Below are 14,769 nucleotides of genomic sequence, written 5' to 3'. Positions count from 1 at the left end.
TTAACGTTACGTTCAGACGGCGGCGACGCCGAACTTACGGCCTTCCTTGGCGGGCGTGGCGTCGACCTTGCCTTTGCCCTCCGCGAAGCCTTCGATGATCGGACAGTCGGGACGATGATCCCCTTGGCAGCTGTTCACCAGATGCTTGAGGGTCTTCGTCATCTCCGCGATCGCCGCCGCCTTCCGCTCGAGTTCGGCGACCTGTTCGAGGGCGATCGCCTTGACGTCGGCGCTGGCGCGGGAGCGGTCACGCCACAGAGCGAGCAAGGTCTTCATCTGCTCCACCGAAAACCCGAGGTCCCGCGCCCTGCGGACAAAACGCAGGGTGTGGATGTCGTTCTCGGTATAGGTCCGGTAGCTCGAGTCCGTCCGGTGGGCGGGTTTGATGAGGCCGATCTGCTCGTAGTAGCGGATCATTTTTGACGAGACCCCGGTGGCCTTGCTTGCATCTCCGATGTTCATGTCCGTCTCCTGGGATGGTGGAGGCCCGTGCCGATGTCGACGCGGTCGATTGAAATCATGCTGTCCGAAAAGTCCGCAGTCTCAGGGCATTCGCGAGCACGAAGACGCTCGACATGCCCATGGCGGCGGCGGCGAGAACTGGGGACAACAAGGTGCCGTTCACCGGATACAGGACACCCGCGGCGACGGGGATCAGGACGACGTTGTAGGCGAAGGCCCAGAACAGGTTCTGCTTGATGTTTCTGATGGTCGCCTGGCTGAGCGCGATCGCCCGTGGAACCCCCGTCAGCTCACCGGACATCAGGACGACGTCGGCGCTTTCGATGGCGATATCCGTGCCTGTGCCGACGGCGAGGCCGACATCGGCTTCGGTCAGCGCCGGAGCGTCGTTGATGCCGTCGCCGATGAAGGCCACCTTGCGGCCGCCCGCTCGCAACCGCTTGACCGCGTCGACCTTGCCGTCCGGCAGGACTTCGGCGACGACCTCGTCGATGCCGAGCTGTGCGGCCACGGCATGGGCGGTGTGGGCGTTGTCGCCCGTGATCATCGCTACCTTCAAGCCGAGCGCATGCAGAGCATTGATGGCTTCAGGCGTCGTGTCCTTGATCGGGTCGGCAACCGCGATTACCGCCGCCAGCTTGCCGTCGACGGCGGCGTAGAGCGGCGAGCGCCCCAGACTGCCCAACTGCTCTGCGCGGGCGGCAAAGCCAGTGACGTCAATCCCGGCCGCGGCCATTGCGCGGTCAGCGCCCACCAAGACCTTCTTGCCGTGGACCACACCACTCACGCCGAAGCCGGGCTTGGCTTCGAACTCCGCGACGTCGGCCAGCGCGATACCTTGACCCTTTGCTCCGGCGACAATGGCCCCGGCGATCGGATGCTCGGAACGCACCTCAACGCTGGCGACCAGGCGCAGGACTTCGGTCTTCTCAAATCCGTCGGCGGCGTCGAAGTCCGTCAGTTCCGGCCTGCCCTTGGTCAGCGTGCCCGTCTTGTCGAGCGCAACGACGTTGACGTCGCGCAGGCTCTGGAGCGCCTCGCCCTTGCGGAACAGGATGCCGAACTCGGCGGCGCGGCCGGTGCCTACCATAATGGAAGTCGGCGTGGCGAGACCCATGGCGCAGGGGCAAGCGATGATCAGGACCGCGACGGCGTTCACCAACGCATAGGTGAGTGCATGGTCAGGACCAAGCGCGAGCCATGCGACGAAGGTGATGGCGGCCGCCGCGATGACGGCGGGCACGAACCAGCTCGTGACCTTGTCGACCAGCGCCTGTATCGGAAGCTTCGAGCCTTGCGCCGCTTCGACCATGCGGATGATCTGGGCGAGCAGCGTGTCGCCGCCGATCTTGGTCGCCTGGTAGGTGAAGGACCCGGTCTTGTTGATCGTTCCGCCGACGACCTCGGAGCCGACGGCCTTCTTCACCGGAACGGGTTCGCCTGTGATCATGGATTCGTCGACATAGGAGTCGCCGTCGACGACGGTTCCGTCGACCGGGACCTTCTCGCCGGGGCGGATGCGGACGATCTCGTTCCGCCGTACATCATCGACCGGGACCTCGACGAACGCGCCATCGCGTTCCACATGCGCCGTCTTGGGCTGGAGCCCGATCAGGTGCTTGATCGCCTGACTGGTCTTGCCCTTGGCGCGCGCCTCGAGGAAGCGGCCGAGCAGGATCAGCGTCACGATGACGGCCGCCGCTTCGTAGTAGACGTTCTCGGTTCCATCAGGCAGCACGCCGGGGAAGAAGGTCGCGATGACGGAATAGCCCCACGCCGCCGAGGTGCCCAACACCACCAGCGAGTTCATGTCCGGGGTCCAGCGGATGAGGTTCGGAACGCCTTTCTGGAAGAAGCGCAGACCTGGCCCGAACAAGACCAGCGAGGCGAGCGCGAACTGAAGGTAGCGGTTCTCCTCCATGCCGATAGTCTCCATGACCCACACATGGATGGCGGGGATGAAGTGCGATCCCATCTCCAGAATGAACAGCGGCAGCGTGAAAGCGGCGGCGAAGGCGAGCGACAGGCCGAGCGCCTTCAACTGCTGCTCCTTTCGGTCCGGCTCCGAACCAGCCGCCGCCTCGCGCGGATGGATGACCTCGTATCCGGCTTTGCGCACCGCGCCCTGGAGCGCGGAGACATCGCCGCCTGTGAAACGGATGGTGGCCTTCTCGGTCGCGAGATTGACGGTGGCCTGCAGCACGCCGGGCACCGCCGATAATGCCTTCTCGACGCGGCCGACGCAGGACGCGCAAGTCATGCCTTCGATCTGGAGTTCGCGGGTCTCAATGCGTGGCTCATACCCGGCCTTCGAGATCGCCTGGATCACGGCGTCGGCCACGGACGGATCGCTATAGGAAACGGTGGCGCGTTCGGTGGCGAGGTTCACGTTGGCCGTCTGGACGCCCGGCACGGCGGCGATCGCCTTCTCGACGCGGCCAACGCAGGAGGCGCAGGTCATTCCATCGATGCCGAACTCGGCCCAGGAGGTGTCGAAGGTGTCTTGTTCAGTCTTCTTGAGCGCAGTCATGGGGTGGTCCCTTTCAGTAACTGCACAGATAGATAATCCTTCCAAGCTTGGTAAGGTCAATCGGTCTTTTGCGGAATCTTCAGATAAACCGTGGCTTGCTCGGAGACCGCTTCCTGCGAGCGGAAAGTTCCCGGTACAGCGCCTCCGGCGACACGCCGATCTCCTCGGCGACGTCCTTCCAGAGTCCTTTCTCCGGCATGCCGCCTTCATTCCAGACAAGCCAGAAGTCTAGCCGTTCGGAGACCGTCCGCAGCGACATGAGTTGAGCCCTGCGCCTCGCCGTCTGGAGTTGATGCGACATGCTTGCCGCCCAGGCACGGCAGAAGCCGATGTCGGTTTCCAGAAGCCGACGGATATCGGCGACGGCGAAGGCATCCGTCACCGAGTCCGTCAAGGTGACGGCATCGCAGTGGTAGTACGCGGAGAAGACGGATGCCTCGGCGAGGATGTCGCCTCGGCAGGCCCGCTGGAGGACGACCGGATGTCCATCCTGCTGGTGGCGCAGGAGCCTGACGGTCCCGCCCCTGATGATATGGAGCCGCTCGACCGCGTCGCCGCGGTGGAAGACGGCGGCACCCGGCGCGAAGACACGTTCCGTGCCGCGAAGGCTGGTGAACAGTTCGGCTGACATGACAGATATCATGTCACAGGGGTGCTGCGACGTTCAAGATGGCGCGAAACGGAGACCTTCGATGCCGAAACGCACAGCCCTGATTATGGCCACCCTCTTCGCGGTCAATCCCGCGCTCGCCGCTGACCCCCATCGTGAGCATGTCCACGCATCGCCTTATGCCGGGGAGAAATCGCACGAGATTAAATCGCTGTCGCAGGCGGATGTCGACGAACTGCTTCGCGGCGGTGGATGGGGCCTCGCGAAGGCCGCCGAGTTGAACGGCATGCCTGGACCGTCCCATGTCCTCGATATGGCATCCGAGTTGAGTCTGTCGGCGGAGCAGGTCGAGAGGACGCGGAAGATACGCGATGCGATGCGCCGCGAGGCAAAGACGATCGGCGAACGGTTCGTTGCGAAAGAAGCGGCGCTCGAGACGAGGTTCCGTGCAGGCGACATCGCAGAGCCGGAACTAAAGACGCGGGTGGCGGAAATCGAATCCATCAGGGCGGAACTCAGGACCGCGCACTTGTCGGCGCATATCGAGATGACGCGCGTCTTGTCGGCCGAACAGGTCAGGCGCTATGCGACGCTTCGCGGGTACAGGTGAGCGGGCCGTTCCCGGCCCGCCCCACCCGAAATCAGGCGGCTCTGTAGGTCGCGGGATAGCCGGCTTCGTCGAGGGCCGCGACGATCGTGCCGGGATCGGCCTTGGTCTCCACGGTTGCCCTGCGCTTGCTCAGGTCGACATTGGCGACAGCGGTGGGGTCGACCGAAATGATCGCCTGGGTGACGGTGCCGACGCAGTGGCCGCAGCTCATGTCGGGGATGTCGAAGTCGTACATGGTCAAATCTCCTGTCATTGGGACATGAGATGATATGGGGTTTCCAACGCTGGCAAGGTCAAGGGGCAGTCCCACAGACATGGTGCTTCGCGAAAGCGATGGCGGCTTTGGGTCAGATGCGGAAATCATTTCCGCTTCCGCCCTCACTCCTCGACGAAGAAGTCCTCGTCGAGCCGCTTAACCTCCACCGTCCGCGCCACCCTGACCCCGACGCCGTGCTCGATCATCAAGTCGGCGAGGCGGTCCCCGTCAATGAGGATGACGCGCTGGGGCAAGTGGCGGACGAAGTCGGCGGCGGGGGCGCTGAAGCTTGAGGTCGTGACAAAGACGCCCTTGGATGCGCCATTGCCGACGAGGCTGCCGACGAAGGCCTGCACCTCCGGACGGCCGACGCCCACATGGACCGCGTAGCGCTTGGCCTGGACATAGATGCGGTCGAGGCCGAGCCTGTCTTCGTCGATCACGCCGTCGATGCCGCCATCGCCGGACTTGCCGATCCGGCGCGCGGCGTCTTCGTGGCTGCCGCCATAGCCCATGGCGACTAGGAGGTCGACGATGGCGCGCTCGAAGAAGGTCGGGCTTTGCGCCAGGATGCGCTGAAGGAGATCGGCCTTGAGGGCGGCGTGCAGCACCGATTGGGCGGCGTCGATCTGTTCTTCTGGCGTCGCGCTCGCTTCCTGCGCGCTCGGGGAAACTGGAAGGTCGGACGATGTTTCCGCGCGGCTCGCTTCATAGAACTGGACGAAGGCAGGATAGGCCCTGAGCGTTTCGACGTCGATCGATTGGGGATTGCCGGCCAGCAGTTTTCGTCCCTCGGCGCTCGCAACGAAACGGCCGCGCGAAGGGCTGTCGATCAGGCCCGCCTTGCCCATGTAGAACTTGGCCCAGTGGATGCGGTTGTGAAGGATGCGCTGTCGGCCGCTCGGCAGAATTTCGTCCCGCTCGGTCTGCGTGAGGCCAAGCTCGTCAGCGATAAGCTCGGCGATGTCAGGTACCTTTGTCTCGCCTTGAGCGGCAAAGCGGAGGACGGGCAGCATCAGGGATTGGTAGTCCGGAATTGTCATGATCCACCATATGGGCAGGACACTATGTTTCGCAACCTAACTTAGTTGACCAGCGACCCCGAGTATCCAGCCCTCGACGCCGGCAACCACTTTCTCCGCATCACTGATGTTCGGGCGAAGCATATCCCGCAAAGCATCGGAACGGTCTGCCATGGATAACTTGGCGGCAATCACATAGGCGTCGTGCTGATCGCCAGTTCGATCCTCCATGGCAAAATCGCGCGACCAGAGGGCGGGATAAACCTCAGCGATCGCGGAGTGTCCGGCTGGTATGTCCCATCCATCGAACGGCCAGAAATGAACACGCTGGCCGAGCTGCCGTCGGATGTAGAGCAGCCAGGGAATTCCGGAATGGCTGGACTTTGCCACCAATCCCTGGACGTCGAAATGGAAAACAGATTTTGCGCCCCGTGCTCGCTCCTCCGTCAATCGCCGCCAGCGGGAGTTGCCGCTCCGCGCAGCACCATTGCCCGCCACGCCTTCCCTGACGAAATCGACATAGACGTGATCCTCATCGGTCGGCCAATGGCGCTGAAAGTCCTCCAGAAATCTTGGCCAGTCCGGCAGGAGACCGTGTCTCGAAATAGCGCAATGGAAACGAGAAGGCGTGATCGATACCGACGATCGTCGGCACGTCTTCGGAGAGAATTTGGACCAACCACTCGGCCACACCGCGGCGTGTCCAGTATTTCCTGTTCGATGGGGGCGGCAGAATTTCGACAGGCGGATTGCCGCCGCTGGCCATGTAGACGCGGAGCCCCTTGAGACTGGACGTCGGCGTCTCCGCGCCGGAATAGTCGATACCGATGTAGCGCTGGAAGTTTGGCATCAAGTCAATCTGTTCCCCGGCACGCCAACAACTCTTCTATCCGCTGCTGACGAATGCCGACGTCCGCCAGTAGCTTGCGCGCCTCTGAGATGGCGGCGTCTATGACCAGCAAGTGTCCAGCGATCTCGGCATCGATTCCGGTTGACGGGCGTTTCACTGCTGAAGCGGACGGTCGAGTTATCTTGGTTTCGGGGAGGCCCCCATGTCGACCGGTTCTCTTGTCCAGCTTTTTCTTGCGGAGATCAGCGTACTGCGGCTGCGCTCTGGCCCACGGAAAGATGCCGCCCTTCGCCGCAATCTCGGTCTCAAGCAACATCTTGCCCTTTTTCGGCAGAGAGCGAGGTACCGTTTGCGTGACTTCTGCATCGATCACCGAATGGAGAAATTGGAGCCTCCAATCGTCGTTGCGCTGAACACGGCGGGAGCTTTCGTTCGGACTGTTTACCTTCTTTGCCACGCCAGGTCTCTTCGGTTTTGGATCGGACTTTCCAAACCAATCCGAACCCGGCCGGATGATGGTGCTTCCACCATTGTAAGCTCCCCTAGCCATGTTTTCCTCCAAACCCTACGTTTCACTCAGTGGCAGAATGGGACGCCGACAACTCCACTACCCTACCTTCACGCCGAATCGCGACACACCGGGGATTGTCGCAAACACGCTCAGCGCCGCCGTCCAGTCACCGCGGAAGAACTCGCCTCCCAGGCTTTGTAGCCGCTTCTCGGCGGCATTCTTGAACGTCTGCTCAGCAGCTTCGGCGGCGGCCTTCCCATCGTAGAGTTCGGATTTCAACTCTATCTTCCAGCGGCCTTTGGCAGCGGGTGGGAAGCCGCAGTTGAGCTCCTTCTGCCGCCGCTCGACGTCGTTGGAAACGCCGATCTTGATGAGGTCGGATTTGTCGAACTGCGGCTTGGGCATACCCATCATGGCAAACCCGTCGCCTTCAAAACGGGCGAGATAGAGATGAGTCGGACCATCCTCGTAGTTGGACGTCCGCTCGCCAAAGCTGCCGGGAAAGGCCCTTGATGGGCGGAAGGCTTCGAGCAGCGTGACCTTCTTGCCCGCCGTCTCTGCCACCGGGGGTTCACCGAAGACATTGACCTCGGTCACCCTCACCTTCAGCGCAAGATCGATTTCTGCCGGGGTCAACTGCGGACTCCAGACAGCGATGGCTTGGCCGGCCTCGGGGCGATAGGTCTCAGGTGCAATGGTTTCGAGTAGCGTCGGTTCGTCGACACGCCACGCCCGCACGACGGGAATGGCGTAACTCCACTTTTCAATGAAGCCATTGTCCCGCTTGCGCTTCATGCCAGCGGCCGACGACTTGTCGACATCGCGGATTGCTCCACGCACCACTTGGAGGAAACCCAGCACACGGTGGCGCTCATCCGCGTCTGGTTTCTGACGAGGTTGCGCCATAGATCAGGAACAGGTCGCCATCCACGATCTGGCCCAGCATGCGATCACGCGCTGTCTCCTCACTCCAGCCGATATAGCCATCCTCCTCGGGGTTGAAGCCATAGAAGGAGCGGAGTCGAATAGAGCGCGGCTTATCGGGCAGGCTAGTCATTCAGCCGCTTCCTTCAGTTCGTTGGCGTCAACGGGCGCAAGCGCCTCGGCCAGCAGCGCGTCGAGCAGCTTCTCGCGCGTCTCGTCGGCGCTGCTCAGGCTGGTTTCCAACTGATCGCAGAGCGCCATGAGTTCATCGACCTTGGCGACGATGCGGTGTTGTTCAGCTAGCGGTGGGAGAGGGATGAGCATGTTTTTCAATGCTGAACCGCTGACGTTCGCCTGCCCAGTTTGCTTCTTGATAAGGGGCACAATTTGTGTCTCTCGGAAGCAGGGCGCGTTCATCGCAATGTTTAAGTACACAGGATCGGAATGTGACAATGAGGGACGCAGACGGATGAGATATGACGCAAATGTCCGCGCATCGCTGTCGCCTAAGTAAATACCAGTCTTCCCGACGAGCTCGGCGCTGTTCGTTCGGTTGTACAATATATCGAACTTTTTCAGGTACAGAGCTGGCAAGTCATCGGAACTTTCTGGAATGCGCTTCTCGTTTCCCCAGATGACTTTTCCGTCTTGAATGTTGCCCATCGTCAGAACTGGAACGCCGCTTTGCGATGCATGGGCTTTTTGTGACGTGCCGTATTGAGTGAATAGAAAAGCATCTCCAGCTTGGCACCATGCCCACGACCCTGGGATGGTATGAGGGTAGTCGTGAGCGCCCGCGGGCTCCAAGGGCGATTCCCTGCGAATTTCCTTTTTGCGAACCAGCGCATCTCGCTCTGCCGCAATCCGCTTCAACAACGCCTCCGCTGGCTCATCCGCCGGGTCCCGCGGCACAAGCTTGCCGCGGACGGCGAGGTTGAGGATGGTCTGGCGCAGCTGCTTGATCTGGTCCGGCCGGGCGGTGAGGGCCGGCAGGGCATCGAGGGCGAAGCGGGCGTCGTCGCGGAAAGTCTCCGAGTCGGGGGTGTTGAGGCGGGCGAGGCTTGCCGCCGCCAGCCGGTCTCGCTTCGTCTCCCGCTCCGTTCGCGCCGCTTCCAGCTCGTCGCACAGCGCCATCAGTTCATCGACCTGTCTTTGGACGGAAGGTGGAACTAAAGGAATCGGCACTTCTTCTATCCGACCGAGCGTCAGAGTTACATTCGCGGTTCCGGACATTCTGGAGACAAGCAACTCATCCTTGAACGCCGAGAGGTATTCAAACAGAAATCGAGCAGAGAAAATGGCTTCATCAAATGGTAGTACTGCAGCGAGGATCGTCCCGAGCGCAAACTGACCCTCCTGATAGTGCAGGCGGTTGATGCTCGCGTTCCCATGTCCGGTTGATGACACCAATGGGACAATGGCGGCAGCGCCATCGAAGTCAAAGTGATCGGCTGTAAGTCTGTCAGCAGCTGTTACGACAAGCGGATATTCCCCAGGCTTCGCCTGTTGGATACCTGTTTTACCCTTTTCAACGCGCGCAACTTCCCCAAGCGAGACAAAAAGCGAAGGATCGGAAAAATCCTCTGGCAATTGTTCAATCGTGATTGCTTCCCTGCGCTTCTGCTTTGGTAGCGACCGTTTGGCAATGAGGCTCGCTTTGCCTTCTTCTAACAGACTGAGCAGTTCGTCCGGTTTGAGTGAATTTTCTCGTTGACCCAGCCTTCCCGACACAGCCAGTGCGACAACGATTTTTCGAAGTTGCAGCACATGCGATGGGTGATCGCTGATCGCCTCAGAAAGCGCGGACAGAAGCACTGCATTCATCGGGCAAGCGCCTCCGCCAGAATGCTTTTCAGCTGATCGCGCAGCCGCGCCGCATTGGCCTCGGCAGCCACCAGCTCTTCCAAGAGCTCTTCCGGATCGCCGTGGTCATCGGCTACCGCATGCGGGTTCTTGAAATCGAGATTGTAGCCGCGTGCCTTGATGTCATCGAGCGTCACCCGCCAGGCCTGCGGACCTTCTTCGCGGCCCTTGCGCTCCTTGCCGCCCCACCATTCGGCGCAATCGTGGAGATGCTCCTGCCGGATCGGCTTGGTCATGGAATAGGCCTTCTGGCCCTCCGGCACCCGGTGCTCCCAATACCAGATGTCCCTGGTCGGCGTGCCCTTCTCGAAGAACAGCAGGTTGGTGCCGATCGAGGCATAGGGCTTGAAGACGGAGTTAGGCAGGCGGACGATGGTGTGGAGGTTGCACTCTTCCAGCAAATGTTCCTTCAGCCGCGTCTTGATGCCTTCGCCGAACAGCGAGCCATCGGGCAGGACCACGGCGGCGCGGCCTCCATCCTTCAACAGGCGCACAATCAACGCCAGAAACAGGTCTGCTGTTTCCTTGGTGCGGAAGGTCGGGAAATTGTTCTCGATGCCGTCTTCCTCGCGCCCGCCGAAGGGCGGGTTGGTGAGCACCACATCGACGCGCTCATCCTTGCTCCAGGAAATCAGCGGCCGCGCCAGCGTATTGTCGTGGCGCACGAAGCTCGGGTCCTCTATGCCATGCAGCAGCATGTTGGTGACGCAGAGCATATGCGGCAGCGGCTTCTTTTCCACGGCCCGCAGCCCGGCCTGCATCAACTCGCGCTGTTCGGGCGTGCGCACATGGTTCTTCTCCATGTGGCGGATGGCGCAGGTGAGGAAGCCGCCCGTTCCGCAGGCGGGATCGAACAGCACTTCGCCTGGCTTGGGATCGATGCGGTCGACCATGAAGGCGGTGAGTGCCCGGGGCGTATAGTATTCCCCGGCATTGCCGGCGGACTGTAGATCGTTGAGAATCTGCTCATAGATTTCGCCGAAATGCTGGCGCTCGGTCAGGCTGTTGAAATCGATATCGCTGATCTTGTTGACCACCTGCCGGATCAGTTGGCCGGACTTCATGTAGTTATAGGCGTCCTCAAACAGATCGCGCACCACCCGACGGCGATCACCCGGCTGCGCCGACAAAGGAAGGCCTTTCAGCGCCGGGAAAAGCTCGTTGTTGACGAAGGCGAGCAGCGCTTCCCCGGTGATGCCTTCCGGATCAGCCGCCCAATTCCGCCACTGGAACTTTTCTGGGATCGGCGAGACATATTCGTCTCGGGTCAGTTCCAGTTCCTGATCCTGGTCGTCCATGATCTTGAGGAAGAACATCCAGCAAAGCTGACTGATACGCTGGGCATCGCCATCGACGCCCGCATCCTGGCGCATGGTGTCCTGGATGGATTTAACTGTGTTGCGGACGGACATTTCTATTCTCTTTAGCTTTCATGAAGAACGCGGCTTCAACGTCACTGACCCGAAGTGTCTCTCTCCAGCAAGGATCGAGGACTGGGGAAGCCTTTAGCAGCGTGAGCGCATCTCTGCAGTCCCGGAGAAACGCTGCATACCCATCGATGTCGTTGGGATAGCCTATTCGCTCCCTGATGACACTATCGAGAATCACGCATTTCGCGGGATCGAGGAACCGAGCGATCTTGGAGGCATATGACATTCCGAGATGCGGAATCTTGCAGAGCGTTTGGATAGCTTTGGGCTCGTCGCCATCGTCGATTTGCTGAGATGCCGCTCTTAGTTTGGCTGCAATCTCGAACCCACTTGCTTTCTGCACCCGGTCGGCATTGCGACGCATCCTCGACCAATTGTAGACATCCCCTACAAAATTCACGCTCGCATTTTCAGCAAAGCCATAGGCTTTAAGCCTGTTTGCGGCTTCCTCGATATCTGCGCTTCCCGAATATTTTGTTCGATGCCGCTCCAGAAGGATCGGAACCTCAGCAGGCAGAAGGACAAAGCGAAAAATTGCAAGTCCATCTGTGACCTGGAGAATCGGCATCGTCAGGCGATCTCCGGATAGAGTTCGCTCTGCATGTCGTGTACGGCCTGTTCGAATTGCGCTTTGCCGCCGAAAGCGCGCACCAGCTCGACCGGAGTACCAAGGGTGTTTGCCGGAGGGATTCGCAGGACATTGGTATCGTCGAGGTTCAGGACACCCTCATCGGCATATTTCGAGAGCAACACGTCGAGGACCGCGCGGGCCTTTCCCTCATATCGGCCGAAAACATCACGCTTCTTGACGTTGTCGGCTCGTTCCTGGCGGGTCAGCGGTTTTCTGTCGAAGGCAACGTGGCAGACGAGATCAAAGGGATCGAGATCGACGCCGAGCTCCTTGGCGATGGCATCAAGCGGCAGACCTTCGGACGCAAGTTCCTTCACCAGCGCGTCCTTGCGCTCCTCCGATTTCCAGCGCTTCAAGAAATCATCGAGGCTCGCAAAGTGCTTGAGGAGCGCCGCTTTTGTATAGTCGCGGAGGCTCTCCGTGACGAGCTTGCCATTGGCATCAAGATATTCGATGCGCTCGGCGACGATGCGGGCTGCGACGCCGTCGACGAAGACCTTCTTCTGACGCTCGCCACCACCGGGCGGGAAGACTGCGCCGTCGTCTTCCCCAGCTGGATCGTCGGCCGTGTAGTCGCCCTGTTCGCCCTCGCCGAAACCGTCTGGTTCAACATCCGGCGGTGTGATTGGGTCATCCTCGCCGGGTTCATAGATTTGCACGGGATCGCCGTCGAATTCCGGGTCGGCGAAATGGTTGGTCGCGCCGCGGAAATCCATGAGGGTGAAATAGAACTTCTGTGTGTCCTCGTGAACGCGCGTGCCGCGACCAACGATCTGCTTGAATTCCGTCATCGAGCCGACCTGACGGTCGAGGACGATGAGGCGACATGTTTGGGCGTCGACCCCGGTGGAGAGCAGTCGCGACGTCGTGACGATCACAGGATAGCGCGACTCCGGGTCGATGAAGTTGCCGATCTGGGCCTGGCCCAAGGCGTCGCTTCCAGTAATGCGCATGACATAACGCGCATTCTCGTCGCAGAGGTCCTTGTTCTCGTTGATGAGTGCCTGGCGCATGCGCGCGGCATGTTCTTCGTCCACGCAGAAAACGATGGTCTTCTGATAGCGGTCGCCGCTCTCCTTGAGGAATTCGGTGACTTTGGCCGCGACCAATTTCGTGCGCTCGTCCAGCACCAAGGTACGGTCGAAATCCTTGGTGTTATAGATGCGGTCCTCGACCTCCTCGCCATCGCGGTCGAGCTGACCCTTTTCCGGCCGGTAGCCTTCGACATCGCGGTCGATGTGAATCTTAATCACCTTGTAGGGGGCCAGGAAGCCGTCGCTGATGCCCTGCTTCAAGGAGTAAGTGAAAACTGGCTCGCCGAAATAGGCAGTGTTGGAAACATACTCCGTCTCCTTTGGCGTCGCCGTCAGGCCGATCTGGGTGGCCGAGGAGAAGTATTCGAGAATTTCGCGCCAGGCGGAATCCTCGGCGGCGCTGCCGCGGTGGCATTCGTCGATCACGATAAGATCGAAGAAGTCCTGGGAGAATTCGCGGAATAGCTTCTGCCTCTCCTCCGGTCCGGTGATCGCCTGATAAAGGCCGAGGTAGATTTCGTAGGCGGTATCGACACGCCGCTTTCTATCCAGCGCCAGCGGGATATCGACCTCGCTGCCGTCAGCACGCTCGATCGTCTTCGACTTGGTCGAAAGCTTCGCCATCGCGCCGCCGAAGGGCCGGAAATCGTTGACCATGGTCTGGTCGATCAGGACGTTTCGATCCGCCAGAAAAAGGATGCGCTTCTTGCGACCGGCCTTCCACAGACGCCAGATAATCTGGAACGCGGTGTAGGTCTTGCCTGTGCCCGTCGCCATGACGAGAAGGACTCGATCCTGCCCTTTGGCGATCGCCTCGACTGCGGCATTGATCGCGTTGACCTGATAGTAGCGGGGAGCCTTTCCGCTGCCATCGTCGTAGTAGTCCTGAAGGACCAAAGCCTCTGCGGAACTGTCGAGACCCTTCCATGAACGGAACAGACGCCACAGCTCTGCGGGAGACGGAAATTGATCAAGTCGGAGCGTTTCCTCCTTGACCGCGCGTTGACCCGTCCGATCATGGAAGACGAAGCCATCGCCATTTGAAGAAAACACGAAGGGGATCGAAAGGGTCTCTGCGTAGTCGAGACCCTGCTGAAGACCGTCGCCGACCGAATGGTTGTTGTCCTTCGCCTCAATGAGCGCGATGGGGATATTCGGCTTGTAGTAGAGAACGATGTCCGCCTTCTTCGCATTCCCGCGGGCAACGAGCTTGCCGCGCACAGTGATGCGGCCCTTGGTGAAGTAAACCTCCTCGCGGACCTGCAACATCATGTCCCATCCAGATTGTTTGATGGCTGGCAAGATGAACTTCGTGCAGATATCGCGTTCCGTAAGTGACGGCTTGTGCATCCCAATGAATCTCCCCATGCAATTGATGGCATGCATCAACTCGTTTTGCATCCATAATTTGTCGACGGACACCAATTGAAACTTGGCCGATGCGGAAAACATTTCCGCATCTTCAACTCGGAATCTCCGATTCTTTTGCAAACGCCGTTACTCGAAGTAATGGGGGGACAGCGCATTGAAACGAACAAACAGTGTTTGCAGAAGCGACAAAGGCCGCCCGCCTTCGGCGAGCAGCCATCTGAATGTGATAGGTCAACGGAAGCTGGATAGATCGAAGTCGCGGTGGTAATTTGCGACGTCAGGAAGAAGGCAGTTCGCCAGCTTCGCAGGAACGGCCGAGATGCCGCTTTATCCGGCCGGGACCGATCTGGCTCGGATACTTGTGTTCCAGCATCGCGAAGACGTCCTCGGCCTCGTCGGCGTCGAAGCCTTGGAGCTCGAGATTCGACACCAGGATGGTGCAGAGCGTGTCGAGCGGTGCACGGGATTGTTGCTTGCGGGCCTCGGCATGGGCCTTCCGGATCGTCAACCAGAGCAGCATGCGGGCGAAATCGTCTCTGCCCGGTCTACGCCGTTCTTTTGCTGCTTCCCGCACTGCCGCCTGGCGCTTCCTCTGTTCTTCCCGTCTGGATTTTCGGGCCATAGTTGTCTCCTCTCATCGGCCTTACTGGGGACAAGACTGCGGC

At 60.3% G+C, this 14,769-nt stretch carries 16 protein-coding genes; 1 reads left to right on the top strand and 15 read right to left on the bottom strand.

Going from position 1 to position 14,769, the window contains the following annotated elements:
• Positions 1–12: 12 nt before the first annotated feature.
• The 3 genes from cueR to OCK01_RS05860 all read right to left on the bottom strand — a co-directional run bounded on the left by cueR (position 13) and on the right by OCK01_RS05860 (position 3,623).
• The gene (cueR, locus tag OCK01_RS05870) at positions 13–462 is read right to left on the bottom strand and encodes a Cu(I)-responsive transcriptional regulator (RefSeq protein ID WP_263823084.1); all 450 of its coding nucleotides are present in this window, start codon (positions 460–462) and stop codon (positions 13–15) included.
• 55 nt (positions 463–517) lie between these two features.
• On the bottom strand, positions 518–2,992 hold the full coding sequence (locus OCK01_RS05865) for a heavy metal translocating P-type ATPase (protein WP_263823083.1): 2,475 nt from the start codon (positions 2,990–2,992) through the stop codon (positions 518–520).
• A gap of 79 nt (positions 2,993–3,071) precedes the next feature.
• Positions 3,072–3,623 carry a Crp/Fnr family transcriptional regulator gene (locus OCK01_RS05860; RefSeq protein WP_263823082.1) on the bottom strand — a complete coding sequence of 184 codons (552 nt, stop codon included), beginning with the start codon at positions 3,621–3,623 and terminating at the stop codon, positions 3,072–3,074.
• A gap of 61 nt (positions 3,624–3,684) precedes the next feature.
• Between OCK01_RS05860 and OCK01_RS05855 the strand changes: the two genes are divergently transcribed.
• Positions 3,685–4,212 carry a Spy/CpxP family protein refolding chaperone gene (locus tag OCK01_RS05855; RefSeq protein WP_263823081.1) on the top strand — a complete coding sequence of 176 codons (528 nt, stop codon included), beginning with the start codon at positions 3,685–3,687 and terminating at the stop codon, positions 4,210–4,212.
• A gap of 31 nt (positions 4,213–4,243) precedes the next feature.
• On the opposite strand, the gene OCK01_RS05850 is transcribed toward OCK01_RS05855, so the two are convergent.
• The 12 genes from OCK01_RS05850 to OCK01_RS05795 form a co-directional block, all read right to left on the bottom strand.
• A complete protein-coding gene (locus OCK01_RS05850; protein WP_263823080.1) occupies positions 4,244–4,447 on the bottom strand; it encodes a heavy-metal-associated domain-containing protein in 204 nt (67 codons plus the stop codon).
• 143 nt (positions 4,448–4,590) lie between these two features.
• Positions 4,591–5,511, bottom strand: a complete 921-nt coding sequence (locus OCK01_RS05845; RefSeq protein WP_263823079.1) for a restriction endonuclease — start codon at positions 5,509–5,511, stop codon at positions 4,591–4,593.
• Positions 5,512–5,547: 36 nt separating this feature from the next.
• Positions 5,548–5,988, bottom strand: coding sequence for a hypothetical protein (locus OCK01_RS05840; RefSeq protein WP_263823078.1), 441 nt, complete (start codon positions 5,986–5,988; stop codon positions 5,548–5,550).
• Positions 5,989–6,022: 34 nt separating this feature from the next.
• Positions 6,023–6,340, bottom strand: coding sequence for a hypothetical protein (locus OCK01_RS05835; RefSeq protein WP_263823077.1), 318 nt, complete (start codon positions 6,338–6,340; stop codon positions 6,023–6,025).
• Positions 6,341–6,344: 4 nt separating this feature from the next.
• A complete protein-coding gene (locus tag OCK01_RS05830; protein ID WP_263823076.1) occupies positions 6,345–6,797 on the bottom strand; it encodes a hypothetical protein in 453 nt (150 codons plus the stop codon).
• A gap of 150 nt (positions 6,798–6,947) precedes the next feature.
• Positions 6,948–7,712: a GIY-YIG nuclease family protein gene (locus OCK01_RS05825; protein ID WP_263823075.1), complete on the bottom strand. Its 765-nt coding sequence runs from the start codon at positions 7,710–7,712 to the stop codon at positions 6,948–6,950.
• Positions 7,713–7,722: 10 nt separating this feature from the next.
• Positions 7,723–7,908, bottom strand: coding sequence for a hypothetical protein (locus OCK01_RS05820; RefSeq protein WP_263823074.1), 186 nt, complete (start codon positions 7,906–7,908; stop codon positions 7,723–7,725).
• Positions 7,905–9,599 carry a restriction endonuclease subunit S gene (locus OCK01_RS05815; RefSeq protein ID WP_263823073.1) on the bottom strand — a complete coding sequence of 565 codons (1,695 nt, stop codon included), beginning with the start codon at positions 9,597–9,599 and terminating at the stop codon, positions 7,905–7,907. Before OCK01_RS05815 ends, OCK01_RS05820 begins: the two co-directional genes overlap by 4 nt.
• The gene (locus OCK01_RS05810; protein WP_263823072.1) at positions 9,596–11,050 is read right to left on the bottom strand and encodes a type I restriction-modification system subunit M; all 1,455 of its coding nucleotides are present in this window, start codon (positions 11,048–11,050) and stop codon (positions 9,596–9,598) included. Before OCK01_RS05810 ends, OCK01_RS05815 begins: the two co-directional genes overlap by 4 nt.
• On the bottom strand, positions 11,028–11,636 hold the full coding sequence (locus OCK01_RS05805) for a hypothetical protein (protein ID WP_263823071.1): 609 nt from the start codon (positions 11,634–11,636) through the stop codon (positions 11,028–11,030). The genes OCK01_RS05810 and OCK01_RS05805 overlap by 23 nt, the downstream gene beginning before the upstream one ends.
• Before the next feature lie 2 nt (positions 11,637–11,638).
• Positions 11,639–14,083 (bottom strand): EcoAI/FtnUII family type I restriction enzme subunit R, encoded by a 2,445-nt coding sequence (gene hsdR, locus OCK01_RS05800; RefSeq protein WP_412178977.1) that lies wholly within the window; start codon positions 14,081–14,083, stop codon positions 11,639–11,641.
• Positions 14,084–14,381: 298 nt separating this feature from the next.
• The gene (locus OCK01_RS05795; protein WP_263823069.1) at positions 14,382–14,726 is read right to left on the bottom strand and encodes a hypothetical protein; all 345 of its coding nucleotides are present in this window, start codon (positions 14,724–14,726) and stop codon (positions 14,382–14,384) included.
• Positions 14,727–14,769 lie beyond the last annotated feature (43 nt).

The sequence above is a fragment of the Rhizobium sp. TRM95796 genome (genome assembly GCF_025779995.1).
In the GTDB taxonomy this organism is placed as follows: domain Bacteria; phylum Pseudomonadota; class Alphaproteobacteria; order Rhizobiales; family Rhizobiaceae; genus Rhizobium_E.
The sequence above is the reverse complement of the archived record's forward strand: the minus strand, read 5'-3'. Positions and strand labels throughout refer to the sequence as shown.